The organism is Micromonospora rhizosphaerae, assembly GCF_900091465.1.
In the GTDB taxonomy this organism is placed as follows: Bacteria; Actinomycetota; Actinomycetes; order Mycobacteriales; family Micromonosporaceae; genus Micromonospora; species Micromonospora rhizosphaerae.
This window is the reverse complement of record NZ_FMHV01000002.1, coordinates 5,508,715-5,534,813: the sequence shown is the minus strand read 5'-3', so window position 1 is coordinate 5,534,813 and position 26,099 is coordinate 5,508,715. Positions and strand designations below refer to the sequence as shown.

Genomic DNA, 26,099 nt, shown 5'->3' with positions numbered 1-26,099 from the left:
GCCGGCGTACAGCCGCTTCACGGCAGATCCACTGGCCCGTACCGGGTCCGGGCGGCCCCGGTGCTCAACGCCCAGTAGCGGTCGCCGAACGACCAGTGCCACCATTCGGTCGGGTAGTTGACCATGCCGGCAGACGACAGCGCCTGGCCCAGGATGCCGCGATTGGTGCGCGCCTGCGGGGAGATGTCGGGTGATCCGGTGAAGCAGGCGTTGGCGCTGTCCACCGGGCTGGCGTTGACGATCGTGCCCAGGTCCAGTTCGAGCCCGTCGGCCGTACAGAGCGTGAGGTCGACCGTCCCGCCGGTACTGTGTGGAGCCACCTCGGGCGGCGAGATGTACTTGCTGGCCTCCACGTGCCGGCGCGCCGAGTCCCAGTCCGGGTACCTGCGGCGCAGTTCGGCCTGGTAGCTCTCGAAGTAGGTCGTTTGCAGGCTGAGTGGCCGGTACCCCTCGATGATCAGCAGCCGCAGCCCCCGGGGCAGGGTCCGCTGGGCGGCGAGCAAGCGCTGGACCGTTGCCTCGCGTAGGTGTGCGTAGGCCCCGGCCTCGTCGGCCAGGCGATCGTCAACCCGAAGTTCCGCAACCTGGCGTATGTCGACCAGGGCTTCCCCGTTGTCGCCGAGCGGGAGGGCCGAGATTCGCCGATCAGACAGCAGGATCATGACCGGTACCGGCCGGCGGCGTCGATGATCGCGCTGGCCACGGCCGTGGCCGCATGGGGCCGGCCGTGTTGACGGGCGGCGTTGGCCAGCTCCCGGCGTCGCTCCGGGTGGTCGAGCAGCACCATGATCTCCTCGTAGAGGCGGTTGGCGGAGGCGTCGGGGCCGGCGAGCATGCGGGAGGCACCGGCGTCGGCGAGGTGCCGTGCGGTCCGTCGTTGTTCGTCGCCGCCGGTGGGGATGAGCGGGATGAAGACGCATGCCTTGCCCAGGGCGGTGAGTTCGGCGACGGTGCCGGCGCCGCTGCGCGCGACGACGATGTCCGCGGCGCTCGGGACGTCGGGCAGCTCGCCGTGCACGTAGTCGACGACCCGGTACCTGCTGCGTAGGTGTTCCGGGAGGGCGTCGGCGACCTGCCGCATCCGGTCGAGGGAGTAGTCGCCGCACTGGTGCAGCACCTGACATTTCTGCAGGAGTCCGGGGAGGATGTCGGCGATCAGGTTGTTGACCTGGACGGCGCCCTGGGCGCCGCCGGTGACGTATACCAGCGGCAGGCGGGGATCCAGGTGGTATGCGGCGAGCGCCCGGTCGCGGTTGCCGCTGAGGATCTCGGGCCGGATCGGGTTGCCGGTGACCACCGCGCGGGCTTTCGCTCGGGCGGGCAGATGGTCGATGGAGGATTCGTGGCTGAGCAGGACTCGATCGGCCAGGCGGGCGAGGATCCGGTTCGCCAGCCCGAGCGTGAGGATCTGCTCGTGCATGACCAGCGGGCGGCGGGTCATCCAGGCGGCGATCCCGATCGGGACGGAGACGTATCCGCCGGTGGAGAAGACCACCTCGGGCCGGCTGCGCACCACGATCATGATGGCCTGGAAGATGCCGAGTGGCACGCGGAAGGCGTCGGCGACGTTGCGGCCCCACTCGTGCAGGTTCGGCGATCGGCGCAGTTTGCCGGTGGTGATCGCCGTGAAGGGGATGCCTTCCTGCCGGGCGATGCTGGCCTCCAGTCCGTGGGCGACGCCCACCCAGCGGACGTCCGGTGCGGTGCGGGCCGTCGCCAGTCGGTCGCGGAGCGTACGGATCGTGGTCAGCGCCGGGTAGGTGTGCCCGCCCCGCCGGTGACGATGACGCGAATGCTGCGGAGATGTTCGGCGGTGTAGACGGCCATCAGCAGGGCGCCGGAGAGGGGGAGACGGCGTCGCGCCGCTGCAGCGCGCCCTCGATCAGGATGTCGAGCAGCGCCGAGAAGCCGATCCCGGCCCGCTGCCAGATCTGCGGGTACTGGGAGGCGGCGGTGAACCCGGGGAAGGTGTTGACCTCGTTGATCACCGGCTCCCGGCAGTCTCCGGTCCACCCGTCGCCGTGCTCGGCGTCCGGATCCGGCAGGAAGAAGTCGACGCGGAGCAGCCCACGGCAGCCGAGCGCGTGGAACGCCTGCACGGCCCGGTCCTTCAGCAGCCGGGTGGTGCCGGGGTCGAGCTGAGCCGGGATGTCGAAGACGGCGCCGCCGTCGTACTTGGCGTCGTAGTCGAAGAAGGCGGCGTTCGCCACCCGTATCTCCAGCGGCGGCCCGGCCTCGACGTGGCCGTCGGGGTGCTCGAGGACGGCGACGTCGATCTCGCGCCCGCGCACCCCGCGCTCGACGAGGACCTTCGCGTCGCTCTCGCGCGCGAGCCGCAGGGCGGCGGGCAGCTGCGCCCACCGCTCGACCTTGGAGACCCCCAGGCTGGAGCCGGCCCGGGCCGGTTTGACGAAGACGGGGAGCCCTAGCCGCTCCTGATCCCGCGACGACAGCTCCTCGTCGGGCCGCAGCGTCACCCCGTCGGCCACGCGCAGGCCGTCGGCGGTGAGGAGTTTCTTTGTGACCGGCTTGTCCATCCCCGCGGCGCTGGCGAAGACACCGTTTCCGACAAACGCGACGCCGAGCCACTCCAGCATCGACTGGACGGTGCCGTCCTCACCGTACGGGCCGTGCAGCGCCGGGAACACCACGTCCTGCTCGCCGAGGGTCCGCAGCGCCTGCGCGAACGTGGCCCGGTCGCCGTTCACCCGCCACTGGCCGTCCCGCTCGATCAGCACCTCGGTCACGTCGTAGGTGTCGCGGTCGAGGTGGGCCAGGATGCTTTCCGCCGAGCGCCGGGAGACGTCGTGCTCCCCGCTGCGCCCACCGAACAGCACCGCCAAACGAACAGTCATGATCTTGCCGCTTCCCCGTGTAGGTGTACGCGCGCAACTCGCGCGCCGATTCCGGTCAAGACTTCGTGCGGGTTGGTGCCGGCCCACTGCGCCCATTCGGCGGCCGTCGGCTCGGCCGGGTCGAGCGAGCCCGGCTCGGCGCCGGCACCGAAGACAACCACGGGATCGCCGAGCGTCACCGGTAGATCGCCGACGTCGACGACGCACTGATCCATGGCGATGCGACCGACGATCGGGCATCGTCGACCGGCGAGCCAGACCCACGCGCGGCCCTCGGCGGTGCGCGACAGACCATCGGCGTACCCGAGCGGCAGCAGAGCGAGCGTGGTCGGCCGATCGGTCACATGATCGGGGCCGTAGGACACGCCGGTGCCGGCGGGCACGCGTTTCAGGTTGATCACCCTTGACCGCAGGGTCATGGCGGGTCGCAGGCCGTAGCGGCGGGGACCGGTCGCGCCGAACGGGTCGACGCCGTACATGGCCAGGCCGATCCGGCAGAGATCGAACCGGGTCTGCGGGGCGGCCAGTGCCGCCGCCGAATTGGCCAGATGTATCACTTCGGGGTCGAGCCCGGCATCCCGGGCGATCCGCAGCGCCTCCCGGAACGTTGACAGCTGCCGGGCGATGCTCGGGCAGCCCGGCACGTCGGCATTCGTCAGGTGGGACCACACCCCGCGTACCCGGACGCTGCCCTCCGCCTCGTGCTTGCGAGCCCAGGCGACCAGTTCGGGCCATTCGTCGCCGCCGGCACCGTTGCGGGACAGACCGACGTCCGCCTTGAGTTGGACCGCGGCGGGCACACCGAGATCCGCGGCCGCGTTGGCGATCGCGCGCAGATGGGCCAGGGTCGACACCGCGATGTCGACGTCCGCGGCGATCAGGCGGGTGAAGTCCTCGTCCGGCCGGTGCAGCCAGCTCAGGACGGGCGCGTCGATGCCCGCCGATCGCAGTGCCACCGCCTCCGTCGCCGAGGTCACGCCCAGCCAGTCGGCGCCGGCCCCCAACGCGGCCCGCGCCACCGGCACCGCGCCGTGCCCGAACGCGTCGGCCTTCACCACGGCCATCAACCCGGTACGTGCGATCGCCCCGACCATCCGGATGTTCTCCGCGATCGCCGCAAGATCGATCACGGCCTCGGCCAGCTGGGCACTCTCATTGGTCACACCGGTCCCCGCGCGCCGACCGCGCGTACCCGGCGTCACCCGGCAGCGCCGGGTTCGACGGGCGGTTCATCCGGCGGTTCGGCGGCCCCGTGCCCGCCGACCGCGGCGGCCCCGTGTCCGCCGACCGCGGCGGCCCGGCGCACCGCGAGCGTCTCCCGGATCCGCCGCCGGACCGCCCGCCGCCGCTGCTCATCGCGGCGGCCTGGGTGTGCTGGTTCGAAGATCATGTCCGGCTCCTGACTGCCATGACGGGCACGGTAGGCAGCCTGTTGTGAAGAACCCTTGAAGACGCCGTGGGCCAGCTGTGCGGATATCCCGCTCGCCGCTCTCCGGAGCCCGCCCACATCAGTTCTTCACGGGTTTCGGGTTTACTTGACCCCCGCCACCACCAGGCAGAATGGGGAAACATGAGCGCGCGGATCCTGGTCGCCGAGGACGACCCCAAGCAGGCCAACCTGGTACGGGTCTATCTCGAACGCGAGGGGCACAGCGTGCTGCTGGTCGGCGACGGGCGGGCCGCGCTGGACCAGTGCCGGTCCCGCCGGCCGGACCTGGTGGTCCTCGACGTGATGATGCCGGTCGTCGACGGCCTCGACGTGTGCCGGATCCTGCGCGCCGAATCGGACATCCCGATCCTGCTGCTGACCGCCCGTACCACCGAGGACGACGTCCTGCTGGGCCTCGATCTCGGTGCCGACGACTACCTCACCAAGCCGTACAGCCCGCGGGAGCTGGCCGCCCGGGTACGGGCGCTGCTGCGCCGGGCCCGGGTGGTGAACGCCGACAACCGGGCGGTGCTGCGCGTCGGCAACCTCGAGGTGGACGCCGGCCGGTTCGAGGTACGCGTCGGCGGCCGGCCGGTCGCCCTGACGGCCAAGGAGTTCGGCATCCTCGAGGTGCTCGCCGGCGAGCCCGGGCGGGCGTTCACCCGAGCGCAGATCATCGACCGGGCCTTCGGATTCGATCATTTCGTGCTCGAACGCACCGTCGATGCGCACGTGATGAACCTCCGCCGCAAGATCGAGGACGACGTTGCCGAGCCGCGGTACGTGCAGACCGTCTACGGCCGCGGCTACCGGCTCGCCGAACCGGAGCCGGAACCGGTGGCGACGCCGACGCCCGAGGGCACGCCCGGAGCCAGCCGGTGAGTTTTCGGCTACGGGTGCTCTGGCTGGTCATCCTCGTCGCGGTGAGCGCGACCGCGGCGACCGCGTGGCTGACCCTGCGGCAGGCCTCGCAACAGATCAACGACTCGGCCACCACCGACCGGGCGCAACTCGACCAGGTCGTCGGCCGACTCAGGACGTACAGCAGTCAGCACGGCACCTGGGAGGGCGTGCCCGACCTGGTGCAGGACCTGCGCACCCAGACCGGTCAGCGGATCCACCTGGTCGCCGACACGGGCGACGTGATCGTGGACACGGACACCCAGGAGAACCGCACCGCCCGGCCGCTCGGCACGATGGTCGGGTTCGTCGACCCGCGGCCGGTATTGAATCTGGCCGCATTGCCAGCGGAGCCGGCGGGCCGGGAGAAAGGCGTGGTCGTTGCGATCAACGCCTACCGCACGGGCGTGCTGTTCGCCGCATGCCTGACCCGGGAATCCGTCCCTGTTGTCGCTTCAACCACCAGCACGGGAGTTCCGCAGTTCGACGCCGACCTGGGCGCGGCCGACGGGCGTGGTCGCCGGGGCGTCGACGAGATCGTCGACGGCTGTCGCGACGCCGCGGCCGAGCCGGGCCGGGACCGGGCGGCCGGCGCTGCCCGGGTGCAGGTCTGTGGCACCTCGACGGAGGAACCAGTGGATTCCTGCCTGGCCCGGGCCTTCACCAACGAGATCAGTGACGTCGCGCCGGTACCCGCCCGGGTCTACCTCGGCGCTCGCGGCGATCCGGCGTCCGTGTTGACCGCCGGTCCACTGCTCGCCGCGGCAGTGGGCGTTGCGGCGGTCGCGGTCATCGGCACCGCGCTGCTGAGCCGGCGAGTGCTGCGGCCCATCGACACGCTCACCGCGGCCGCTCAGCGGCTCGGCCGGGGTGACCTCACCGGACGGGTTCCGGTGCGGGGCAACGACGAGCTGGCGGAGTTGGCCCGGTCGTTCAACCGGATGGCCGACTCGCTGCAGCGCGGGGAGGAGCGGCAACGCCGGCTGGTCGCCGACGTCGCACACGAACTGCGCACCCCGCTGGCCAACCTGCGCGGCTATCTCGAGGCGCTCTCCGACGGCGTGATCACGCCGGACCAGGATCTCTTCGCGTCACTCCACGAGGAGGCGGTGCTGCAACAGCGCATCGTCGACGACCTGCAGGACCTGGCCCTGGCTGAGGCCGGCAACCTGGCGTACCACCGGGTCACCGTGGATCTGGCCGAGCTCCTGGAGACCTGCCGCACCGCCCACCACGCCCGGGCGGAGTCAGCCGGGGTGTCGTTGCGCGTGGCGGCCGAGCCGGTTGCGGTACACGCCGATCCCGACCGGCTCCGCCAGGTGGTGGGCAATCTCGTCACCAACGCACTACGGGCGACCGCTGCGGGCGGCAGCGTCCGGCTGGTCGCGAGCCGCACCGAAACGCAGGCGATCGTCCAGGTCGTCGACACCGGCTCGGGAATCGCAACGGACGCGCTGCCGCATGTGTTCGACCGGTTCTGGCGGGCCGACGCCGCGCGGGGCCGCCGTACCGGGGGCAGTGGCCTCGGCCTCGCCATCGCCCGGCAGATCGTCACCGATCACCAGGGCACCATCAGGGTCGCGAGTGAGGTCGGCGTCGGGACGACATTCACCATCACGCTTCCCCGCGCCGACTAGCGCTGTACCTGCCGAGAATTACGTCCGGGCTGGCCAAGCGGCATGTTCGTACTCGGGTACACCCCTCACGGCACGTGGGAGCTGACCGGGCTCGGCCCGGGATCAGCGGAGCGGTCCGCTCCCACAGTCCGTCAACGATCTCCCTCTCACGCATGGTCACCCGATGTACCGGCCTCCGCCACCGTCTACAACCGACACGCCGGCCTCAAACTGAAACGATCTTTTACGCGGTGACCTGACGCCCGTCGACCTCGAGGTGGACTTTGTGGGGGTAGAAGCAGAGGTGTTCGGCGGCGGCCAAGCCCTCGGGGAGCGGGTGCGGCAGGCTCCATGCAGCGTCGGATACCCGTTGTCCCTCGGCGTGCAGGTGCCAGTGCTGCCCGTCGCCCTTGTAGGGGCATTCCGAGACGGTGTCGCTGCGTTCGAGGACGCCAAGATCTACGTCGGCGAAGGGCAGGTAGTAGCGGATCGGGTTGCTTGTCTCGAACAGTAGCTTCGGCCGGGTGGACTCGGCGATTACCCGTCCGGCGTGGCGGACCACTACGTGGCGTGATGCGGGGCGTACGTCGACGCGGTGGTAGGGATCGCGGACGTGGCCGTAGATTGGTTCGTCCTCCTCGAACCAGCGATCCATGGCGGCGAAGGCCACCGAGACGTACCCGTGCAGCGCCGGGATCGCGTCGTCGCTGTCCCGGAAGGCGGTGACCGCGCCAGGTGCGGTGCGCTGGCCGGCCCGCACACTGAACTGTGCCCGGCCCTGCGCGTCGGGCTCGGCGGCTGACAGCAGGTCCTGGTCCAGGTCGTCGAAGGGGTAGAAGTGTTGGGGCAGGCGGCCGGTCTCGTGCAGCACGACTCCGCGTTGGCTGTCCAGCACGGTCCGCCCGGCGAACACCGCCCGCATCCGACGGGGCCAGGGTTCCCAGTAGCGCACGTGCTCGGGAACGGGGAAGTCGAACCCGCCGCGCTGCCCGGCGAATGGGGCGTGCCCGAATGTCAAGGACATTGCTTCTTCCTCCCGCGGTATCGCCCGGGGTACGAGTATGTCCGCCGCATGGCTTACCACGACTTCGGTCAGCCGTGCCGGAACAGCACCCGTTGGCACCCTGTCTGCCAGGCTACGGTCCCGACTCCGCTCCCCGCGACGGAACCTAGGATCGCCGCCGATATCGGGTGGCAGGACGAAGCCATGTCAGCTCGGCTACGCACCGCTGCACGGCGCATACGGCACGTCGGGAGCAGCTCACCGCACGGACCCCGCGCCGCACCTGACAATGGGTGCGCATATCGGCGCAGCAGGCTGTCCGGCGGCGAGGAGCTTCTGCACGCCAGTCAGCCGCTGCGATGGCCGTCGGCGAGTGGCCACGATGATCAGGTTACGCGGCCTACGTCGTCAATGCTGGCGTCGCTGGTCTGCCGGTGTCCGCTCGGCCTGGCATGGTAGAGGCATGTGCAGGAACATTCGCGTGCTCCACAACTTCGAACCGCCTGCGACCGACGATGAGATCGAGGCCGCCGCCATCCAATACGTGCGCAAGGTCAGCGGCACGACACGGCCGTCCGCAGCCAACGCGGAGGCGTTCGACGAGGCGATCCGCGCTGTCACGGCGGCCACCCGAACCCTACTGGACAGCCTCGTGACGAACGCGCCTCCCCGTGACCGCGAGGTGGAGGCCGCAAAGGCCAAGGCGCGCGCCGCCGAACGGTACGGGCATCGACCAGCGACCTCGGGCTGACGGCTCCCGATCTGACCACTCGGTGACCTCTTCGGCAGCTCCAAAACGCGTCAGCGTCCGTGGTCGCGCTGGTCAGCCGCCGATGTCCTCAACTGGTCACCTCGACCTAGCCTGGCCGGGCTGCCGTCGTGGCACCAGTAGATAAGAAGCCGATGTGAGGACGCCGACGACGCCAATGCCAAGCCGGCAACTGCCACTGCCGGCGACGAGGCTACGCCTGACGAGCTCCCGTCTAGATCCACGGAACCGCGGGTCTGACATGATCACGACATGCCCGACCCCGAGTCCACCGACGGCAGTCCGCCGCCGGGGCCGTCTGCGCCGACGGCACGCAGCAAACTGCTCACGCTGCTCGTGCTGCTGCTCGCCTCGGCCGTGCTGCTCGCGCTGTGTTTCGGCTGTGCCGCCATCTGGCTGTACAACTAGGGCGCGTCGCAAAGTCCGGGCTGGTGGCCGTAGTGCGCGGATGACGAGGGTTCGGGTCAGCCTGGGGCGAGGAGGCAGAACTCGTTGCCTTCCGGGTCGGCGAGGACGGTCCACGGGACATCGCTGTGGCCTAGGTCGATGGCGGTGGCGCCGAGAGTCCGCAGTCTGGCCGCCTCGGCCTCCGGGTCGTCACCCGGGTAGGGGCGGACGTCGAGATGGACGCGGTTCCACACGGTCTTCACGTCGGGTGTGCGGCGGAACTGCAGATATGGGCCGATGCCCTTGGCGGAGCGCAGTACCGCGTTGTGGTCGGTCACCTCGTGCAGGGTCCAGTCCATGGCCTTGCCCCAGAAGCGGGCCATGGCTCGCGGATCCGCGCAGTCGACCACTACCGCGGCGATCGGTCCGGTGTCTCGGTAGAGCGGTCGGGGGTCCAGCACGCAGAACTCGTTGCCCTCTGGGTCGGCCATGACCGTCCATGGCACGTCGCCCTGGCCTACGTCGGCGAGTGTTGCGCCGAGATCCTTCAGGCGCGTGACCACCTCCGCCTGATGGGCCGCCGAGGTGGTGGCGAGGTCGACGTGCACGCGGTTCTTCACCGTCTTGGGTTCCGGGGAGGCGATGAGGTCAAGGCAGACAGCGACGGGGTCGGGGTAGACGAAGCCCTCGGGTTCGAGGTTGGTCACGCCGGGTCCCTCGCTGGAGACTCCCCAGCCGAGCGCCTCCGCCCAGAAACCGCCCAGCGCGGAGTCGTCCCGAGCCTTCATGTTGATTTGAACGAGCCGCGTTGCCATGCCGACGATGCTAGGGCCTGTGTTGAGTCGGCGGTGGGCCCGAGCTGGAGTGACCGTTCGGCGCGTCGAAGATCGGCATATGGCGAGGTCTCCGGTAGATGGTTCAGCGACCAAGCAGAACCCGAACCGGAGACCTCGTGGAACCCTAACGGTGACAGGACGGTTCGACCTGACCGACGTGCAGTGGGCGGTGCTGCAGCCGTTGCTGCCGGCGCCGAAGCGCCCGGGTCGACCTTCGTCATGGACCATGAGGTGATAGGCCCACGTCGAGTCGATCAGCGGGCTGGGGTGCTACTACGCCTTGAGCGCACCGGAGAGCATGCCCCGAATGAACGCCCGCATCGTGATTGTCAGCACGACGACCAGCGGCAGGGCGGAGAGCACGTATCCGGCCATCAGCTGGGGGTAGTCCACGTTGTACCGATCGCCGGTGAGGAACGCGAGCGCCACCGGCACTGGGCGCTGCTCCTCGGAGCTGATCGTCACCAGCGGCCACAGGAACTGGTTCCACGTCCACAGCACGTTGAGCGTGACGAGGGTGGCCAGTGTCGGAAGACTCAGCGGCAGCACCACGTGCCAGAGCACGCGCAGGTCGCCGGAGCCGTCGAGCTTCGCCGCCTCGACCAGCTCCTGGGGGACAGCGCGAAAGAAGGCGCGCAGCAGAAAGACCGACAGACCAACGGTTCCCGCGGTGTACGGCAGGACCATGGCCCATTGCGTGTCGATGAGCCCGAGATCGCGGACGAGCACGAACATCGGCACGAAGGTGAGCACGGCCGGCACCATCATCGTGCAGATGGCGACGGTGTAGATGAGCTTTTGGCCGCGGAAGCGACGCCAGGCGAACGCGTACGCCGCCGGCACGCCACAGGCCAGAACGAGCGCGACGGTGGCCGTGCTGACCTGCACCGAGTTCCAGACCGAGGGCAGCACCTCACCCGCCGCAGCGCGGTAGTTGTCGAGGTGCACGTGACGATCGGGCAAGAAGTAGTTGGTGGCGAACGCCGACTTCGTCTTCAGAGAAGAAATTACGACGAAGGCGATCGGGTAGAGCGATGCCCCGAACAGCACGACGAGGATGAGTGCCCGCACGGCGCCGCCGGCGCTCGACCGCCACCGCTTCGGACCCATGGCTCAGTGCTCCTTTCGCCAGGGCCGAGCCGGCCCGAGCACCGTGAGGACGAAGATGACCACGAAGAGCACGACGCCGATCGCGGCCGCGTAGCCGTACTGCCCGTAACGGAAGGCGTTGTTGTAGAGCAGCAGGCCCGGTACCACGCTGGCGTCGGCCGGGCCGCCCTGAGTGAGCAGGAAAACGTTGTCGTAGTTCTGCAGGCCGAGGATGACCGAGAGGATGACCAGCAGCCGAGTCTGCCCGCGTAGCAGCGGCAGCTCAACCGACCAGAAGGTCCGCCAGCGGCCAGCGCCGTCCATGCGAGCTGCCTCGTAGAGGTCGCGCGGGATGGTCAGCAGCCCCGCCAGGTAGATCAGGGTGTTCGCGCCGTTGAGCCAGGGGAAGCCCACCAGGATCAGCGCGAACAGCACAACATCCGTATCGCCGAGCCAATTGTGGCCCAGCGAGTCTAGCCCGACCACGCCGACGAGCCGGTTGACCAACCCGTCCGGCTGCAGGAACTGGCTCCACACCAGGAAACCGACGACCGTGGGCACGACCGCCGGGACGAGCAGCAGGATGCGCAGCCAGTACTGGACCCGGTCGCTGCGCAGGTGGTGGATCAGCCAGGCCGTGCCCAGCGGCACCAGCACCGACTGCGCGACGAACGCTACGGTGAGCAGGCTCCCGTTGCGGATTGATCGCCAGAACAGCGGGTCTTCGGTGAACATCGCCCGGTAGTTGGCCAGGCCGACGAACTCGTCGATATTCGCGCCGTTCCACTCCGTGAACGAGCGGTAGATTGCCTGACCGAACGGGTAGAGGACGAAGACGCCAAGCACGGCGACGAGAGGCAGGACCAGAACGTACGGCAGGAGCGCGTGCGTCAGGCGTGTCGTTGCCGACTCGCGGCGCGCGGCACGCGGCGGCGACGCCGTCGCGGCGGGCGCCCGCCCGTCAAGAACCTGAGTCATCCCGTCGCCCTTCCCCGCTGACGGATGCCGGGTCCCGGCGGACGACTGCCCCGCCGGGACCCGATCCTTGCCTATCCGAGTTCGCGCTTGATGAAGCCCTGGTCTACCTGAGCAGCGGACACCTTGAGGTTCCGCTCGAGCGCATCCAGGTTGGACTTGGACCGCTGCGACAAGAATTGGTCGATGCTCGCCTTGCCGCTCCACAGACCCTGCCACTGGGCGATGAACTGGTCGAAGTCCTTTGTGTCGAAGGTGGGTGGCATCCCGAAACCGTACAGCGGGATCTCCGCGAACTTCGCCGTCGTGTCGACCTTCGTGAACGAGGCGGGGTACTGCACACCGACGATCTCGGCCGGGTCACCTGCGGTCGTCCCGCTGTCGCCCTTGGCCGCCCACATCCTGCTCGCCTGGGCCGGGCTCGTGATGAACTGCAGGAAGTCCACGGCGAGTGCGCTCTGCTTGGTGGCAGCCGGGATCATCCAGCCGTTCCGCGTGCCAGCCAGCGGGTTGGTGCCACCTGCGGTGAGGCCGGGAAAGTCGGTCGGGGTGATCGAGGGGAAGTTGGTCGCCCCGATCTCGAACTGCTTATCCGTCGCCAGCCCACCGATCTTCGTCAGGATGCCTGGAATCGCGAAGGTGCCGGTCAGGTTCTGCACGCTGGCGCCGGAGACGAACTTGTCCTCGACCTCCGCCCCCTTTGCGGCGAGCGCATTGGGGTTGAGGTGCGGCTTGAGCTGCAGCATCAGCTCCACCGCGCGGCGGTACTCCGCCGACTTGGCCGGGTCGATGACACCCTTGCGGAAGGCGACGTACAGCTCGTCCGGGGTGTACGACTCGCCCGCCCCCGAGGCGGCTTTCGCGGGGTCGTACTTCCACCCGTCGGAGTGCCGCAGGTTGATCTGCTCGCTCTTGGGCCGGTAGAGCGCCTGCAGCATGGTGGTCAGCAGCCACCACGTCTGGGCGTCGTCGTTCTTGATGGCGGTGTAGATGGGCGCCTGGCCGCTCGCTTTGAGCTTGTCGTTCGCCGCGATCCAGTCCTGCCAGGTGGCCGGCGGCGTGGTGATGCCGGCCCTCTCGTAGGCCTTCTTGTTGTAGGTGAGGCCGACCCAAACGGCGGACCACGGCACCATGACGGCCTTGCCACTGTCCATCGTCGACTCCACCGAGCCCGGGCGGAAGCCCTCACGCCAGGTGCCGGTGCCGCCGTACGAATTCGCCTTGCCGAGCGCACCGGTCAGGTCGGTCGCTAAGCCGCGCCCACCGAGCCCCTGCACCATCGGTGGCTCGACCATCACGAGGTCGGCTGCGGTGCGCGAGACGAGCCGGGTCTCGAGGGCGTCCTTGTAGCCGTCGTACGGCGCCATCTCGATTTTGATGTCGACGCCGGCGTGCTTGGCCTCGTAGTCCTTGGCCGCGGCCTCGAGCTGCGCCTTCCAGTTGGGCGTGCCGTCGAAGGCGAGCACCCGCAGGTCGCCGGAGAGCTTGCCCGCCGTGTCACCGTCGTCGCTGCCACAGGCAGCCGTCAGCATGAAGAGGCTGGCAGCCACGCCTGCGGCCGCCAGTCGTCGGGTATGTCCGCGCAACCGTTCCTCCTCGAATGAAGGTCCGCCGAGCGGGCTTGCCCGGCGGTCCTGTCGCTCGGCGGGCGCTGGGGCCTTGCTTGGTGAGGCCTCGCCGGTGTGGGTGCGGCAAAGGCTAGGGCGGTGTAGATAACGTTGTCAACGGATGCGCCGAAACCTCGTCCTTACGGCGTCGAGACCCGGAGCCGGAAACCTAACGCCGGTGGTGCTTGCGAGCGGCCCCGCCGCTAGACACCGGCAGCGGAGCTCGAGCCAGCTCTCGTGCCGGCCCTTGCGGCGCGAGGGCCAGGTGTGCGCGAGCCGGCGCCCGCGGCGGGTGCGCGCCGGCCGGCCGTCTCCGACCCGTAGTGCACGAGCGTCGTGGGGACGACGACCTGCTGCGGAGTGCGCCGGCCATCGAGGCGTTCGAGCAGCAGTTGGGCCGCCCGCCGGCCCGCCTCGGCGGCGTCGTACGAGACCAGCGCGAGCGGTTGCGCGAACAGGCCCGCCGTCTCGATGTCATCGAACCCCGAGACATCCGCCGCGCCGCCGCGCCGCTGCAGCTCGGCGAGCACACCCACGGTCATTCGGTTGTTGCAGGCGAAGAACGCGGTCGGCGGGTCGTCACCGTCCAACAACTGAGCTGTCGCGGCGGCGGCGTCCGCCGGAGTGAGCGGGCCGAGGCAGACCAGGTCCTCGGGGTACGGGACGCCCGCGCGTGCCAGCGCCGAACGGAAGCCGGCGAGGCGCTCGCGCATCGTCCAGACTTTCGCCTCGTGGCCTAGCACGGCGATCCTCTGGTGGCCGCGATCGAGCAGGTAGTCCGTCGCGGCGACGGCGCCGCCACGGTTGTCCACCAACACGGTGTCCGCGATGATGCCGGTCGCCGGCCGGTCGAGGAAAACGACTTGCAAGCCCATCTCGATCTCGGCCTGGAGGAAGCTGTGATCAAGCGACGTCGGCACGATGATCATGCCTTCGACTCGTCGTTGACACAGCTCGAGCACGAGCGCGCGCTCCCGCTCAGGATCCTCCTCACTACTGGCCGTCATGAGCACGAAGTCCCGGTCGTGTGTCAGCTGCTCGACGCCGCGGGCGACCGAGCTGTAGAACGGGTTGCCGAGATCCTCGATGACAAGCCCCACGCTCGCAGTGGATCGACCCGCGCGCAGGTCACGAGCCATCGCGTTACGGCGGAAGCCCAGCTTGGCGACGGCCAGGAAGACTCGGTCGACCATCTCGGGACTTACCCCCGATTCGCCGTTGACCACCCGCGAGACAGTCTTGAGACCGACGCCCGCCTCCCGCGCGACGTCCACCATCGTCGGCCGTCGATTCCTCATGCGCCGCCTCCATCGCATTCGTACGTTGTCACGCTAGCGCCCGCCCATGATCGCACGCGGCTGCGAACCGTCGCTGCTGTCGCACGTTCCGTCGTCGACCCCGCCGCGGCCCGCGCAGCTTGTGTTTTCCGCGCCACGTACTGCGACCTCGGTGCGGGGTTCGACTCTAGACAACGTTGTCAGATTATGGCTACTCTAACTGACAGATCGCGATCTATATCACGACCCCGAGGATGCCGCGCCAGGACGAACGCTCCATTCGCTGCGCACGACTGGGGCGCCACGTGTGCGTGGCCCGTCCCGTTCAACATGCATTTCATCTCCACGGTCACTATCGGCGGAGAGATCTGGGCGTACTACATCAAGAACAAGCCCGACGGCACCTTCGCAACCGCCCTCGCTACGTCCACCGACGGTGTCAACTGGACCGACCACGGCATCGTGCTCAACACCGGGCCCTCCGGCTCCTGGGACGACCGGATCGCGAGCTTCCCTGGCGTGGCGTACGTGAATGGCACGTTCTACCTCGTGTACGAGGGAGCTGGCTTCAACCCCGCCAACCCGGGTGACATCGGCCTGGCAACGTCGACCGACGGGGTCACCTTCACGAAGGCCGGACGGATCCTCACGCACAACCCGTCTGGGTGGGAGTCGGCGAACATCAGTACGCCGAACCTGTGGTACGAGAACGGTACCTGGCACCTCTATTACCACGGGTACGACGGCACGGACGTGCGCGTCGGCTTCGCCAGCGGAGCGAGCCTCACCTCGCTCTCGAAGAGCGGCAGCAACCCGGTGCTGAGCACTGGCCCGGGCGGTTCGTGGGACGCCGGCACGATCGGGAAACGGGACATAGTCAAGAAGGGCTCGTACTACTACATGGTCTACGAGGGCAGCACTGACGCCGTTGCTGATTCCGTAGTCGGGTATCAGCAATCCCAGCCTTTCGGCTGGAAAGGTCCGTAACGGTGTCACCGGAGTGCGTGTTGCGTTTCGGTGTCCTGATGACGGTCTCGCGTTTCCTGCTGCCGTTGGTGTGGCAGGGTTGCGCCACCTGCCCGCCCACCCGTGGCCTTGCGGCTACGGGTGGTGGCGCGGGTCTTCTGGTCGGCTTCACGCGGTTTCGGCGCTGGCACGCCCGGGTCTCCGGCCACTCCGGTACCCGTTGTTACTGCCGCCGCGAGGGCGGCGAGGTTGCGGGCTGCGTTCTCGTCCCGGTCAATGACCAGATCGCAGGCGTCGCAGATGAAGACTCGGACGTGCAGCGGCAGCTTGGCTTTCACGGCGCCGCAGTTCGAGCAGGTTTTGGAAGACGGGTACCAGCGGTCAGCGACCACGGTGGTGCCGCCCGTCCAGTCGGTCTTATAGGCGATCTGGCGGCGGATCTCTGCGAACCCGGCGTCGGCGATCTTGCGGGCCAGGCGCCGGTTGCGGAGCATGCCGGCCACGTTGAGGTCTTCGACCACGACGCTGCCGTATTCGGCGGTGATGCCGGTGGTGAGTTTGTGCAGGGCATCAGCGCGTAGATTCGCCACCCGGTGGTGCACGCGGTTGCGCTCGGTGTTCGCGGCGAGCCACCGCCCGGACGGCTCCTGTCCGGTGCGCCGGTCCGGCCCCCGGCGGCGGGCCAGCCGCCGGGAGAGCCGCTTGAGCTGCGTGAGCGCGCCGTCGTAGTGCGCCGGGTTCGGCACGAACCGCACCGTGCCCTGGCTGTCGGCGATCACCGCGAGGCACTTCACGCCCAGGTCCACACCTGCCGCCACGTCTGGGCGCGCCGCAGCGCGGTCGGCGGCACGCTGGATCTCGACCTGGAAGGAGACGAACCACCGGCCCCGCTCGAACCTGACCGTGGCGGACAGGATGCGGGCGGTACCGTTCGCGATGCGGCGTTGCAGCTTGCGGGTGGACTCGTGGGTGCGGATCGTCCCGAGCCGTGGCAGCGTGACGTGCCGCCGGTCCGGCTCTACCCGGATGGTGCCGGTGGTGAACCGGCAGGCGAGCCGGGCCTTGTGCTTGGACTTCTGCCGAGGCATCCCCACGCGCTTGCCCTGACGCTGCCCACGCTTGGACGTGGCGTAGTTGTCGAACGCCGCCGCCGCGTTCGCCAGGCCCGTGCTGTACGCCTCCTTGGAGTTCTCCCCCCACCAGTCAGCAAAACGCGGGTCAGTCTTCTTGACCTCGTTGAACACCTTCCGCAACGCCGGCAGCGACCACGGCCGCCACGGCGTCAACTCCTCCTCGCCGATGCCGTACGACGCCTCCGCCTTCCGCTGCCACCACGACGCCACCACCCAGGAGACGGCCCAGTTGTAGGCGGCACGAGCCGCCCCGCAGTGCGACCGCAGCCGCTGCTCTTGCGTGACGTTCGGGTCCAACGCGAAACGCAACGCCTGGACCACGAAACCAGACCGCGGCTGGAACTTCTTCACACCGACGGTTCCGCGGCGGTCGCGGCGGCCAAAGCGCGTGCGGCGCGGTTCTTCGCCGCCCGCCGTCCGTACAGCCTGGCACACATCGACGTCAGCGCGTCGGCCATGTCCTTGACCAGGTCGTCTGTGGACTCTTCCGGGTCGATGATCACCAGACGGCGCCCGGTCGCAGCGAGCGCGGCTTGCAGCTGCTCCACGCCGAACCGGGCCAGCCGATCCTTGTGCTCAACCACGATCACGGCCACAGCCGGATCGGCGAGGATGCGATGTAGCTTGCGGCGCTTGCCGTTCAGGCCCGAGCCGACCTCGGTCACGATCTCCGCCACGGCGAAGCCCTGAGCGTTTGCCCCCTCCACGACCCGTGCGGTCTGGCGGTCCAGGTCGCTCTTCTGATCACTGGAGGAAATTCGGCAGTAGACGACCACCCGGCCGGCCGCGGCCGGCGCCTCCTCCACGATCCACGTACCAGACGGCGCCTGACGGACAGGGACGGGCATCTTGCCGTCCTTCACCCACCGCCAGGCGGTCTGATAGGTCACGCCCTGCTGGCGCGCCCAGTCTGAGAGCTTCACACGGACATGATACGACTACATGCGACTATGATTGCCCATGCAATCGGGAGCAGTTGCTAGCCCCCTTTGAGACCGCGCAGTGGTCGAGCGGGCTCGCCCGGGCACCGAACCCGTCCGGCCCCTGGTCGAACTACCGGCAGAACCCGGCGCTCGCTCCAGAGAGCGGGTTCGGTAACGACGGGCCCGCATTCCTCAGCCTAGGCGGGGAGCGGTGGGTGTACTACCGCAGTATCGGCCAGTTCGGCAGCGTAACCCGTCGCGCCAAGGTCTCCAACGAGACCAACGGCGGGTGGGGGCTGATGTTCGAAACCGAGTCGATGCCGTACCACCAGGTGGGTCGCCCCGACGGGGACGGCTGGTCGGCGAACACGTCCGACGGGCCGGGGTTTCTCGCGTACGGGCCGTACAACAACAACGTCGTGCCCGACTGGAACACCGGCGTGGTCAAGCTCGCGATCGACAACGTCACGGCCGGCAACGATCTCGTGGCGACGATCGACGTATACGACGCGACGGCGGGCCAGATCATCGCTGTGCGGCAGATCTTCCGGCACGACTTCCAACAGGCCAACCACTATGAGTTCATGATCGTGCCGTTCGCGTGGGAGGGCCGTGCGGGCCATACGTTCGAGATCCGGACGTTCACGCACGGCACCGCGTACCTGCGGCAGGACCGCCAAGGCACCGACTAGTTCCTCCGTGATCAGAGCGTCCGTCATGCCGTCCTAACGACCAGGGGGGACGCTCTGATCACGAGGCGGACCGGGTCTAGACAACGTTGTCGGAGCGGGTTACGGTGACCGCCCAAGAGCCAGCAGCGGACAGCAGGAGGCGCGACGGTGAGACGGCTCGACGTCGTGGAACGGCGCGGGTGGGAGATCGTCCGGCTCGGCTCTGATCTGCTGGCCGCCGAGGTCCTGCCCGGCAAGGGTGGCGATGTCCTGTCGCTGCAGTGGCTTGGCACGGCAACCGAGTTGCTGTGGCAGTCGCCATGGGGGCTGCGCGCTCGCGGCGCCGTCACGACGAGCGAGCACGACGTGGCCCGACTGATCGAGGCGTACCCGGGCGGCTGGCAAACCGTCTTCCCTAACGGCGGCGACGCGGTCACCGAACACGGCGTCGCCTGGGGCATGCACGGCGAGGCTTGGCTGACACCGTTCGACTGGACGCCCGTAAACGGCGCCGGTGGCGGCTGCGGCGTCGAGCTGCGCGCCCGGCTCGTACGCAGCCCATTCGAGATCGTCAAGCGAGTCGTCCTGGACGCTGACCGGTTGAGCGTCAGCGAAACCATCACGAACGTCGGCGGCGAACCCATTGAGGCGATGTGGAGCCAACACCCTGCCTTCGGGGCGCCGCTGATCGGGCCCGACACGCTCATCGAGGCGACCGCCGGCACGTTCGTTGTCGATGACCGGCGCGACACGCCGAGCGGCGACCTCGCGCTCGGCGTCCGCGCCACATGGCCCCACGTCCCCGGCCGGGGCGGCGGGACCGTTGACCTGACCCGCATCCCGGCACCCGACGCAGGCGTCGACCGGATGGGCTACCTCACCGACTTCACCCGCGGTCACGCGGCGATCCGCAACCCGCGCCTGGGCCTGGCCGTCGAGGTGGACTGGGACGCGGCGACCCTGCCGCACGCGTGGTACTGGCTGGAGGCGGGTGGCGGCGCGGGATTCCCGTGGTATCGCAGCGCCTACGTGTTGGCAATCGAGCCGGCAACGAGCTTCCCCGGCCAGGGCATCGCAGCCGTACGGGCCAACACGGGCACCCAGGTCGTCTTCGCCCCCGGTGAGACGCGGACCGCGTCCGTCACCGTCACCGTGCGGGAGCTGGCATGAGTAGGCGACTCTGGCAGCTCGGCGACCCGGCTGCCGGCCCGCGTCAGTTCGCCGATCACTGGTACGCCGGCACCGACGCGCGGCCCTCGCCGTACTCCCCAGTGGACAGACCGGACCCGGCCGAGCGAGGTCCCGTCTTCGAGATCGGCCGCAGCGACGCCTCGACGCACTGGCCGGCGGTCCAGCCGGGCCCACTTGACGCCGGACACGGCTGGCAGCCCGCGGACGCGACGATCCGGTTCGACGCTCCGGCCGGCTCCGAGGAGCTCTGGCATGACCTGCACCTACATGCGCTGGCCAGCCACGGGCCCTGCCCGGATCTGATCGTCACGGTCAACGGCCGGCGCGGTCTGGTGCTGCTCGACCCGGTACGCGACGACCGGGCCCACGCGCCGATGCCGCCCTCGCCGATTTCAGGGCCGATCGACCGGGTCGTCCCGCTGCGGCCCGGGCTCATCCGGGCCGGCCGGAACGAGATCATCCTGACCACGCACTGCCCGGAGGAGGTCGAGCCCGACCTCACGAAGACGCGGCCACATCTGCCGCATCTGGGGGTGTGGTTCGGCAGCGCACTGTCCTGGCGGGGACTCTCGCTCGCCGCCGGCACCACACCTGCTGAACCGACGTTGCGGCTTCGCCCCACCCCGCTGTACGTCGAACGCGACGGCGACCTCTTCGAGCTGGTCGACCTGGACCTGACCACTCCGCACGGGTTCGCCGCGGGCACCGCCGCCCTGCGGGTCGGCTCCCACGAGCTGTCATCTCCGGTGGAGGGCATCGACTTCGGCGACATCCGGATCAGGTTCGCCGTGCCCGCCCGATTCGACACCGACACCGACACCGAGATCGATGCCCACGCCACGCTCGACCTCGACGGCCGCCGGGTCGAGCTGCCCTGGACGCCGTTCCGCCCCGCACGGCGCTGGACGCTGCATCTGATCCCTCACGTGCACCTGGACGTCGGCTACACCGACAACCAGGCGAAGGTCATCGAGCTGCACAACCGCAACATCGATCGGGTGACCGGGATCTTGCGCCGCACACCCGACTATGCGTTCACGATCGACGGCAGCATGATCCTGGAGACCTTCCTGCGGTCCCGTACCGAGGCGCCCACAGCCGCGGCACTCGAGGCGATCCGCGCGGGCCAGGTCGGCGTCAACGCGTTCTACGCCCTGTTCCTCGCCGGCGTGGCGAGCCTCGAGGAGTGTTACCGGGCGGCCTACCTCTCCGCCCAGCTCGGCCGTGACCTGGGCCTGCCGATGCGCACGGCCAACCTCACCGACGTGCCGTCGTACCCGCAGGCGATCCCGTCGATCGTCGCCGCGCTTGGGCTGGCCGGCTTCTTCGGCATCGCCAACCACACCCGCGGCGGGAACCCGGACAGCGACACCCTGCACCTGCTCTCGCCTGTTCGCTGGCGCGGCCCGGACGGCGCCGAGGTGGTCGCGTACTTCTCCGACTCGTACTCTCAACTGCGCTTCATGTGCGCGGACCCGCCGTCGCTCGCGGGCATGTCCGCGTCACTCCCGCGCTACGCGGCCCGCTACGACCGACCCGACTATGTCCCGCACGACCTGCCGATCGTTGGCACGCACGCTGACAACGAGGACGTCGCCGACGGATACGCCGACCTGGTCGAGCGGTGGAATGCCCGGTACGCCTATCCCCGACTGCGCTTCAGCACCATCGCCGACTATCTCGACGCCATTCGCCCGCTCGCCGACCGGCTGCCGGTACTCGAGGGCGACGGCGGCAGCTACTGGGAGGACGGCGTCGGCACGCAGGCCGCTGCGATCGCCCGCTATCGTCGCGCGCAAGCCCTCATGCCTGCGGCCGAGGCCATGTCCGCGCTGGTCGCGGCGGCAGATCCGACCGTACGCCCAGACCTGTCCACCCTCGACGAGGGCTGGCGCCGGTTGCTGCTCGGCTGCGAGCACACCTGGACCGCGGCCCATGCGACCATCCGCCCACACTCGGCGGATGTGATCGACCAGCGCGACTGGAAGATCGGCCAGATCGACGAAGGGCTGCGCATCGCGACCGACGAGGCCCGGCGAGCACTGTCCCAACTGGCCGAGCTCGTGCCCACCGACGGCCCCGCGCTGGTGGTCGCGAACCCGGCCAGCTTCGCGCGGAACGTTGAGATCGAGGTGGAGCTGGCCGCCGACGAGCGCGTCGAGACGCTCGATGGCACCCCGCTACCCGCGATCCGGCTCGGCTCCGCGCCCGGGGTCGTCCGGGTGCGCACCGGCTCGCTGCCCGGCTTCGGTTATGCGACGTACGCCGTGCGTCGTGACACTGTGCCATCCCGTGAGGTCACGGCCCACCCCGTGCCGTCCACTCTGGATACGCCGCGCTACCGGGTCGAATTCGACCCGGACACCGGCCGGCCGACCAGCCTGCGCCACCACCGACTCGACCGGGAGCTGCTCGACCCGAGCCATGGCTGGGCGCTCGGCGACGTGCTACACGTGACCGGTGGCGGCACCGCCAGCAGGCGTGGGCTGGGCGACGAAGCTACCTCCCTCAACGACATCGACCCGACCCTGCCCCCACCACAGCTGACAGTCAACGCGGCGGCGATGCGGGCCGAGGGGGCCCGCCGTCTGCCCTGGGGCTGGGAGATCAGCGCGGTCGGCGCTGCGCCGAGCCTGCCTGTGGTGCGTACGACGCTGCGACTGCACGACGACAGTGACCGCATTGACCTCACGGTCACTCTGGTCAAGGAGGCTGAGCTGGCGAAGGAGTCGGTGTACGTCGCGTTCCCGTTCGCCGTGCCCGATCCGATCGTGCGGTACGACCGGCAGCAGGGCTGGGTCGACCCCGCCCGCGATCACCAGCCCGGCGCCTGCAACGAGTGGTTCACGGCGCAGGACGCCGTCACCGTTGCCGGCCCGGACCTCTGCGTGGCCTGGGCAAGCGCCGACGCGCCGCTGTTCACCCTCGGCGACATCGTGCGTGGTCGGTGGCCACGCACCGCCACCCCGAGCGGCGTGGTCCTGTCCTGGGTCATGAACAACTACTGGTGGACAAACACGCCGGCCAGCCAGGACGGCACGGTCATCCTGCGATACGCGTTCACACCGCTGTCCACGTACGACCCGGTTGCCGCCTGGCGACTCGGCCGCGACCTGCGCGCGCCGGTGTTGGCCAACCTGGTCACGTGGCTGGACAAGGGCGATAGCACACCGCGACGGCCCGCCGCCGGCGCCCTTCTCGACGCCGCCCTGCCGCCCAACGTGGACGCCTCGGTCTTCGCCGGCCGCAGGGCGAACGGCATCGTGGTCCGGCTCCGCGAGCTCGCCGGCACCGCCGCCACCGCATCTGTCCGGCACCCACATACCGGCCCGGGGGCCGTCGCGCTGCGCTGCACCGCGACCGAAGAACCGATCGAGTCGCTACCCGTCGGGGCGGACGGCACCGTAGCCGTCACCCTGCGCCCGTACGAAGTCGTCACCGTCGCGCTGAAGGAGCCGGCGTGTGAACCACCGCTTCCGGGTCGAGCCGGGTGAGTCTCGAAGCAGCGCACTCACCCTCACGGTGACCGCCGACGGAAACGGACGTCACGACTGATCGAAAGGTGCCATGTCCGCCCACCGACTGGTCCGGTGATCACTTTCCAGGGCGGTCGGTCGTGGACGGGGATAACCGCCGAATGACGAGGAGGACGGCATGGGTGAACGGATGGGGGATGGCGACATGGTGTACGCCGGCGACCTTGCCGGCAAGGTAGCGGTCGTGGTGGGCGGGTCTACCGGCATCGGCGCCGCGACCGCGCTTCGGCTAGCGAGCGCCGGCGCGGCGGTCGTCATCGGCGGGCACGAGGCCGATGATGTGAAGGCTGTCGTGGACCGGCTGGGCGCCCAGGGGGCCGTGGTGGACGGCGACGTGGGCGACGTGCGCAACGATGACGACATGGCCCGGTTGTGCGCTACCGCAGCGGGCCGGTTCGGCGGGCTGGACGTGTTGGTGTACTGCGCGGGCATCCAGCGGTACGGCACCGTCGTAGACACCACCGCCTCCGGGTTCGACGAGGTCATCGCCGTTAACCTACGCGGCCTGTACCTCGCCGCGCACCACGCCGTACCCAGGATGCGGGAGCGGGGCGGCGGCGCCATCGTCGCCGTCGCCTCGGTGCAGGCCCACGCGACCCAGAAGGGGGTAGCGGCGTACTCCGCCAGCAAGGGCGGCATCGTCGCACTAACCCGGGCGATGGCCATCGACCATGCGGCCGACGGCATCCGGGTGAATGTGGTTTCACCGGGTTCCGTCGACACGCCGATGCTCCGTCGTTCGGCCCGGCAGTTCGGCAACGGCCGCGCCGAAGATGACGTCCTGCGGGATTGGGGGGCCAGCCACCCGCTGGGCCGGGTCGCCCGCGCCGACGAGGTGGCCGAGGTCATCGCGTTCCTGGCCGGTCCGCGGGCCAGCTTCGTCACCGGCGCGGAAATCCGGGTCGACGGAGGACTGCTCGCCAACCTGGCCGTGGCGCTGCCCGAATGACGACGGGACTGGAACTGACAGTAGACGAGCCGGTGGCTGGGTCGAGCCGGATCTCCAACACCTTCGGGACGGGAGTCATGACCACTGACGTACGGATCTATTTCGACGGTCTGTTCACCGAACCGCGGTTGGACCACGCGGAGGGTGTGGCAGTAGCCCCGGACGGGACGCTGTGGTGCGGCGGCGAGCAGGGCCAGATCTACCGTCTGGCAGACGGCCGGTTGGAGCAGGTCGCGTCGACGGGCGGGTTCTGTCTCGGCCTGGCGTTGGACGCCGCGGGACACGTCTTCGTGTGCGACGCGGCCCACGCGGCGGTGATGCGGTTGGACACGGTCACTGGCCAGGTCGACACGTTCGCTGACGGCGTGCCGGGCCACCGCTTCGTCAACCCCAACTATCCAGTGTTCGACACGGCTGGGCGACTGTACGTGTCCGACAGCGGCACGCCGCACGTACCGGGCCCGGGCATCGCCCGGCTCGAGCCGGACGGCGCTGGGGTGCTGTGGCATACCGGGCCGTTCGACTTTGCCAACGGGTTGGCCCTGTCCGCGGACGGCCGCACCCTGTACGTGGCCGAGACCTGGGGTCACCGCGTCACGGCGATCGACATCACCGCCGACGGTGCGCCCGGTGCGCGACGCGTTCTCGCGCGGCTGGGCGAGGCGCTGCCCGACGGGCTTGCGCTGGACACCGACGGCAACCTCTACGTCGCCTGCTACGAGCCCAGCCAGATCCTGGTCGTCGCCCCCGGCGGCGCCGTGTCGGTCCTGGCGCGGGACCCGGGCGCCCACGAGTTGTGCCACCCCACGAACGTGGCGTTCCTCGGCGGCACCCTGATCGCGGCCAACCTCGGCCGCTGGCACCTGTCCGCCGTCGAAACCGGGGCCACCGGGCTCCCGCTGGGCCCGTTCCGCGAGAAAGGGACACGGCCATGAGCATGCGCATCGCCCTCGGCCACATCGACACCTACGACGACCGGACCGCGGCGTTCGCCCGACAGCTCGGTTTGACCAGCGTGCAACTGCACGCCCCCAGCAACCTCCCGAGTGACGCCGGCTACTGGACATACCCAGACCTGCGGGCGCTGCAGGACCGCTGCGCACGCGACGGCCTGACCATCGAAGGGCTGGAGAACGTTCCGGCAGCCCTCTTTGACAAGATCCAGCGCGGCGCGGCCGGGCGGGACGAGCAGATCGAAAACTACCAGCGCACGATCCGTAACCTGGCCCGGGCCGGGATCTTCCTGCTCGGCTACCACTTCATCACGACCTACGTGTGGCGCACCGACATGCGTGCCGCCGGCCGGGGCGGCGCCCGCGTCACCGCGTTCGACCTCGCCGACGTTGGCGCCGGCAACGCCCTGGCCAGCTACAAGCTGACACCCAGCGAACCGATCGAACCGCCGATCACCGCCGAGCAGATGTGGGCCAACTACCAGTACTTCCTCGATGCCGTGCTACCAGTCGCCGAAGAGGCCGGCGTCCGACTCGCCCTGCACCCCGACGACCCGCCGGTCGACGCCCCGCTCGGCGGCGCCGCGCGCATCTTCACCACCCCGGCCGCCCTCGAGGAGGGTCACCGGCGGGCCAACGGCAGCCCGGCGTGGGGCCTCAACCTCTGCCTCGGCACGGTGTCCGAGATGGACGGACACCGCAGCGTCGACGAGGTGATCGACTACTTCGGTCGTGCGAACGCGATCAGCTACGTCCACTTCCGCGACGTGAACGGCACCGTGCCCGCATTCACGGAGTGTTTCCTCGGCGAGGGGAACCTCGACCCGGCCGCCGTGATGGCCCGGCTCGCGTCGGTCGGCTTCGACGGCTTCATCATCGACGACCATACCCCGGCTATGACCGACGATCTCGACACGTGGGGCGACACCTCGTCCGCCGCCTATTGCAGCCGCGGGCGCGCCCACGCGATTGGCTACCTTCAGGGCATCCTCACGGCTTGCGGACGGCTACCCGCCGGACAGGAGAGCTGATGA

The 26,099-nt window shown here is 69.5% G+C and carries 23 protein-coding genes and 1 pseudogene; 11 read left to right on the top strand and 13 right to left on the bottom strand.

Going from position 1 to position 26,099, the window contains the following annotated elements:
- Positions 1 to 17 precede the first annotated feature (17 nt).
- From GA0070624_RS26015 to GA0070624_RS25995, 5 genes and pseudogenes are all read right to left on the bottom strand, one after another.
- The gene (locus tag GA0070624_RS26015; RefSeq protein ID WP_091345557.1) at positions 18 to 662 is read right to left on the bottom strand and encodes a M15 family metallopeptidase; all 645 of its coding nucleotides are present in this window, start codon (positions 660 to 662) and stop codon (positions 18 to 20) included.
- Positions 659 to 1,827, bottom strand: a pseudogene (locus GA0070624_RS26010) (UDP-N-acetylglucosamine--N-acetylmuramyl-(pentapeptide) pyrophosphoryl-undecaprenol N-acetylglucosamine transferase). Before GA0070624_RS26010 ends, GA0070624_RS26015 begins: the two are co-directional and overlap by 4 nt.
- Complete coding sequence (locus GA0070624_RS26005) at positions 1,827 to 2,855, bottom strand: D-alanine--D-alanine ligase family protein (protein WP_091345555.1); 1,029 nt, start codon at positions 2,853 to 2,855, stop codon at positions 1,827 to 1,829. Before GA0070624_RS26005 ends, GA0070624_RS26010 begins: the two are co-directional and overlap by 1 nt.
- On the bottom strand, positions 2,852 to 4,018 hold the full coding sequence (gene alr / locus GA0070624_RS26000; RefSeq protein ID WP_176731881.1) for an alanine racemase: 1,167 nt from the start codon (positions 4,016 to 4,018) through the stop codon (positions 2,852 to 2,854). Before alr ends, GA0070624_RS26005 begins: the two co-directional genes overlap by 4 nt.
- A 35-nt stretch (positions 4,019 to 4,053) precedes the next feature.
- A complete protein-coding gene (locus GA0070624_RS25995) occupies positions 4,054 to 4,245 on the bottom strand; it encodes a hypothetical protein (RefSeq protein WP_091345553.1) in 192 nt (63 codons plus the stop codon).
- A 180-nt stretch (positions 4,246 to 4,425) separates the two neighbouring features.
- Here GA0070624_RS25995 and GA0070624_RS25990 point away from each other — a divergent pair, with 180 nt between their 5' ends.
- Together GA0070624_RS25990 and GA0070624_RS25985 are read left to right on the top strand one after the other, a co-directional pair.
- Positions 4,426 to 5,166: a response regulator transcription factor gene (locus GA0070624_RS25990; protein ID WP_091345551.1), complete on the top strand. Its 741-nt coding sequence runs from the start codon at positions 4,426 to 4,428 to the stop codon at positions 5,164 to 5,166.
- Positions 5,163 to 6,821: a sensor histidine kinase gene (locus GA0070624_RS25985; RefSeq protein ID WP_091345550.1), complete on the top strand. Its 1,659-nt coding sequence runs from the start codon at positions 5,163 to 5,165 to the stop codon at positions 6,819 to 6,821. The genes GA0070624_RS25990 and GA0070624_RS25985 overlap by 4 nt, the downstream gene beginning before the upstream one ends.
- A gap of 223 nt (positions 6,822 to 7,044) precedes the next feature.
- On the opposite strand, the gene GA0070624_RS25980 is transcribed toward GA0070624_RS25985, so the two are convergent.
- Positions 7,045 to 7,824 (bottom strand): DUF427 domain-containing protein, encoded by a 780-nt coding sequence (locus tag GA0070624_RS25980; protein WP_091345548.1) that lies wholly within the window; start codon positions 7,822 to 7,824, stop codon positions 7,045 to 7,047.
- A gap of 442 nt (positions 7,825 to 8,266) precedes the next feature.
- On the opposite strand from GA0070624_RS25980, the gene GA0070624_RS25975 reads away from it, so the two are divergent.
- Both GA0070624_RS25975 and GA0070624_RS35025 read left to right on the top strand, forming a co-directional pair.
- Positions 8,267 to 8,554: a DUF2277 domain-containing protein gene (locus GA0070624_RS25975; RefSeq protein ID WP_091345547.1), complete on the top strand. Its 288-nt coding sequence runs from the start codon at positions 8,267 to 8,269 to the stop codon at positions 8,552 to 8,554.
- A 270-nt stretch (positions 8,555 to 8,824) separates the two neighbouring features.
- Positions 8,825 to 8,980 carry a hypothetical protein gene (locus tag GA0070624_RS35025; protein WP_176731880.1) on the top strand — a complete coding sequence of 52 codons (156 nt, stop codon included), beginning with the start codon at positions 8,825 to 8,827 and terminating at the stop codon, positions 8,978 to 8,980.
- Between the two features lie 56 nt (positions 8,981 to 9,036).
- Here GA0070624_RS35025 and GA0070624_RS25970 read toward each other — a convergent pair whose 3' ends face one another.
- The 5 genes from GA0070624_RS25970 to GA0070624_RS25950 all read right to left on the bottom strand — a co-directional run bounded on the left by GA0070624_RS25970 (position 9,037) and on the right by GA0070624_RS25950 (position 14,743).
- Positions 9,037 to 9,774, bottom strand: coding sequence for a VOC family protein (locus GA0070624_RS25970; RefSeq protein ID WP_091345545.1), 738 nt, complete (start codon positions 9,772 to 9,774; stop codon positions 9,037 to 9,039).
- Between the two features lie 294 nt (positions 9,775 to 10,068).
- Positions 10,069 to 10,905 carry a carbohydrate ABC transporter permease gene (locus tag GA0070624_RS25965; protein WP_091345543.1) on the bottom strand — a complete coding sequence of 279 codons (837 nt, stop codon included), beginning with the start codon at positions 10,903 to 10,905 and terminating at the stop codon, positions 10,069 to 10,071.
- A gap of 3 nt (positions 10,906 to 10,908) precedes the next feature.
- Positions 10,909 to 11,862: a carbohydrate ABC transporter permease gene (locus tag GA0070624_RS25960; protein ID WP_091345541.1), complete on the bottom strand. Its 954-nt coding sequence runs from the start codon at positions 11,860 to 11,862 to the stop codon at positions 10,909 to 10,911.
- A gap of 71 nt (positions 11,863 to 11,933) precedes the next feature.
- Positions 11,934 to 13,445 (bottom strand): ABC transporter substrate-binding protein, encoded by a 1,512-nt coding sequence (locus tag GA0070624_RS25955; protein WP_141715169.1) that lies wholly within the window; start codon positions 13,443 to 13,445, stop codon positions 11,934 to 11,936.
- A 224-nt stretch (positions 13,446 to 13,669) separates the two neighbouring features.
- Entirely contained in the window at positions 13,670 to 14,743 is a 1,074-nt protein-coding gene (locus GA0070624_RS25950) for a LacI family DNA-binding transcriptional regulator (protein WP_091345536.1), read from the bottom strand.
- A gap of 330 nt (positions 14,744 to 15,073) precedes the next feature.
- On the opposite strand from GA0070624_RS25950, the gene GA0070624_RS25945 reads away from it, so the two are divergent.
- The gene (locus GA0070624_RS25945; RefSeq protein WP_091345534.1) at positions 15,074 to 15,730 is read left to right on the top strand and encodes a glycoside hydrolase family protein; all 657 of its coding nucleotides are present in this window, start codon (positions 15,074 to 15,076) and stop codon (positions 15,728 to 15,730) included.
- A 5-nt stretch (positions 15,731 to 15,735) separates the two neighbouring features.
- On the opposite strand, the gene tnpB is transcribed toward GA0070624_RS25945, so the two are convergent.
- Together tnpB and GA0070624_RS25935 are read right to left on the bottom strand one after the other, a co-directional pair.
- Positions 15,736 to 17,163: an IS607 family element RNA-guided endonuclease TnpB gene (gene tnpB, locus GA0070624_RS25940; protein WP_245719191.1), complete on the bottom strand. Its 1,428-nt coding sequence runs from the start codon at positions 17,161 to 17,163 to the stop codon at positions 15,736 to 15,738.
- 26 nt (positions 17,164 to 17,189) lie between these two features.
- Positions 17,190 to 17,765, bottom strand: coding sequence for an IS607 family transposase (locus GA0070624_RS25935; RefSeq protein WP_091345530.1), 576 nt, complete (start codon positions 17,763 to 17,765; stop codon positions 17,190 to 17,192).
- 215 nt (positions 17,766 to 17,980) lie between these two features.
- Here GA0070624_RS25935 and GA0070624_RS25930 point away from each other — a divergent pair, with 215 nt between their 5' ends.
- From GA0070624_RS25930 to GA0070624_RS25905, 6 genes are all read left to right on the top strand, one after another.
- Entirely contained in the window at positions 17,981 to 18,457 is a 477-nt protein-coding gene (locus GA0070624_RS25930; protein ID WP_091345528.1) for a hypothetical protein, read from the top strand.
- Positions 18,458 to 18,604: 147 nt separating this feature from the next.
- Complete coding sequence (locus GA0070624_RS25925) at positions 18,605 to 19,606, top strand: aldose 1-epimerase (RefSeq protein ID WP_091345526.1); 1,002 nt, start codon at positions 18,605 to 18,607, stop codon at positions 19,604 to 19,606.
- Entirely contained in the window at positions 19,603 to 23,121 is a 3,519-nt protein-coding gene (locus tag GA0070624_RS25920) for a glycoside hydrolase family 38 N-terminal domain-containing protein (RefSeq protein ID WP_091345524.1), read from the top strand. Before GA0070624_RS25925 ends, GA0070624_RS25920 begins: the two co-directional genes overlap by 4 nt.
- Before the next feature lie 160 nt (positions 23,122 to 23,281).
- Entirely contained in the window at positions 23,282 to 24,112 is an 831-nt protein-coding gene (locus GA0070624_RS25915; protein WP_245718989.1) for an SDR family NAD(P)-dependent oxidoreductase, read from the top strand.
- 77 nt (positions 24,113 to 24,189) lie between these two features.
- On the top strand, positions 24,190 to 25,047 hold the full coding sequence (locus GA0070624_RS25910) for an SMP-30/gluconolactonase/LRE family protein (protein WP_176731879.1): 858 nt from the start codon (positions 24,190 to 24,192) through the stop codon (positions 25,045 to 25,047).
- A complete protein-coding gene (locus GA0070624_RS25905; protein WP_091345520.1) occupies positions 25,044 to 26,096 on the top strand; it encodes a mannonate dehydratase in 1,053 nt (350 codons plus the stop codon). The genes GA0070624_RS25910 and GA0070624_RS25905 overlap by 4 nt, the downstream gene beginning before the upstream one ends.
- Positions 26,097 to 26,099 lie beyond the last annotated feature (3 nt).

Coding starts and splice junctions, on each gene's coding strand:
- GA0070624_RS26015 (WP_091345557.1), bottom strand. CDS start 662: ATGATCCTGCTGTCTGATCGGCGAATCTCGGCCCTCCCGCTCGGCGAC.
- GA0070624_RS25915 (WP_245718989.1), top strand. CDS start 23,282: ATGGGTGAACGGATGGGGGATGGCGACATGGTGTACGCCGGCGACCTT.
- GA0070624_RS25950 (WP_091345536.1), bottom strand. CDS start 14,743: ATGGTGGACGTCGCGCGGGAGGCGGGCGTCGGTCTCAAGACTGTCTCG.
- GA0070624_RS25975 (WP_091345547.1), top strand. CDS start 8,267: ATGTGCAGGAACATTCGCGTGCTCCACAACTTCGAACCGCCTGCGACC.
- GA0070624_RS25920 (WP_091345524.1), top strand. CDS start 19,603: ATGAGTAGGCGACTCTGGCAGCTCGGCGACCCGGCTGCCGGCCCGCGT.
- GA0070624_RS26005 (WP_091345555.1), bottom strand. CDS start 2,855: ATGACTGTTCGTTTGGCGGTGCTGTTCGGTGGGCGCAGCGGGGAGCAC.
- GA0070624_RS25990 (WP_091345551.1), top strand. CDS start 4,426: ATGAGCGCGCGGATCCTGGTCGCCGAGGACGACCCCAAGCAGGCCAAC.
- GA0070624_RS25910 (WP_176731879.1), top strand. CDS start 24,190: ATGACCACTGACGTACGGATCTATTTCGACGGTCTGTTCACCGAACCG.
- GA0070624_RS25980 (WP_091345548.1), bottom strand. CDS start 7,824: ATGTCCTTGACATTCGGGCACGCCCCATTCGCCGGGCAGCGCGGCGGG.
- GA0070624_RS35025 (WP_176731880.1), top strand. CDS start 8,825: ATGCCCGACCCCGAGTCCACCGACGGCAGTCCGCCGCCGGGGCCGTCT.
- GA0070624_RS25945 (WP_091345534.1), top strand. CDS start 15,074: ATGCATTTCATCTCCACGGTCACTATCGGCGGAGAGATCTGGGCGTAC.
- GA0070624_RS25965 (WP_091345543.1), bottom strand. CDS start 10,905: ATGGGTCCGAAGCGGTGGCGGTCGAGCGCCGGCGGCGCCGTGCGGGCA.
- GA0070624_RS25905 (WP_091345520.1), top strand. CDS start 25,044: ATGAGCATGCGCATCGCCCTCGGCCACATCGACACCTACGACGACCGG.
- GA0070624_RS25995 (WP_091345553.1), bottom strand. CDS start 4,245: ATGATCTTCGAACCAGCACACCCAGGCCGCCGCGATGAGCAGCGGCGG.
- GA0070624_RS25970 (WP_091345545.1), bottom strand. CDS start 9,774: ATGGCAACGCGGCTCGTTCAAATCAACATGAAGGCTCGGGACGACTCC.
- GA0070624_RS25960 (WP_091345541.1), bottom strand. CDS start 11,862: ATGACTCAGGTTCTTGACGGGCGGGCGCCCGCCGCGACGGCGTCGCCG.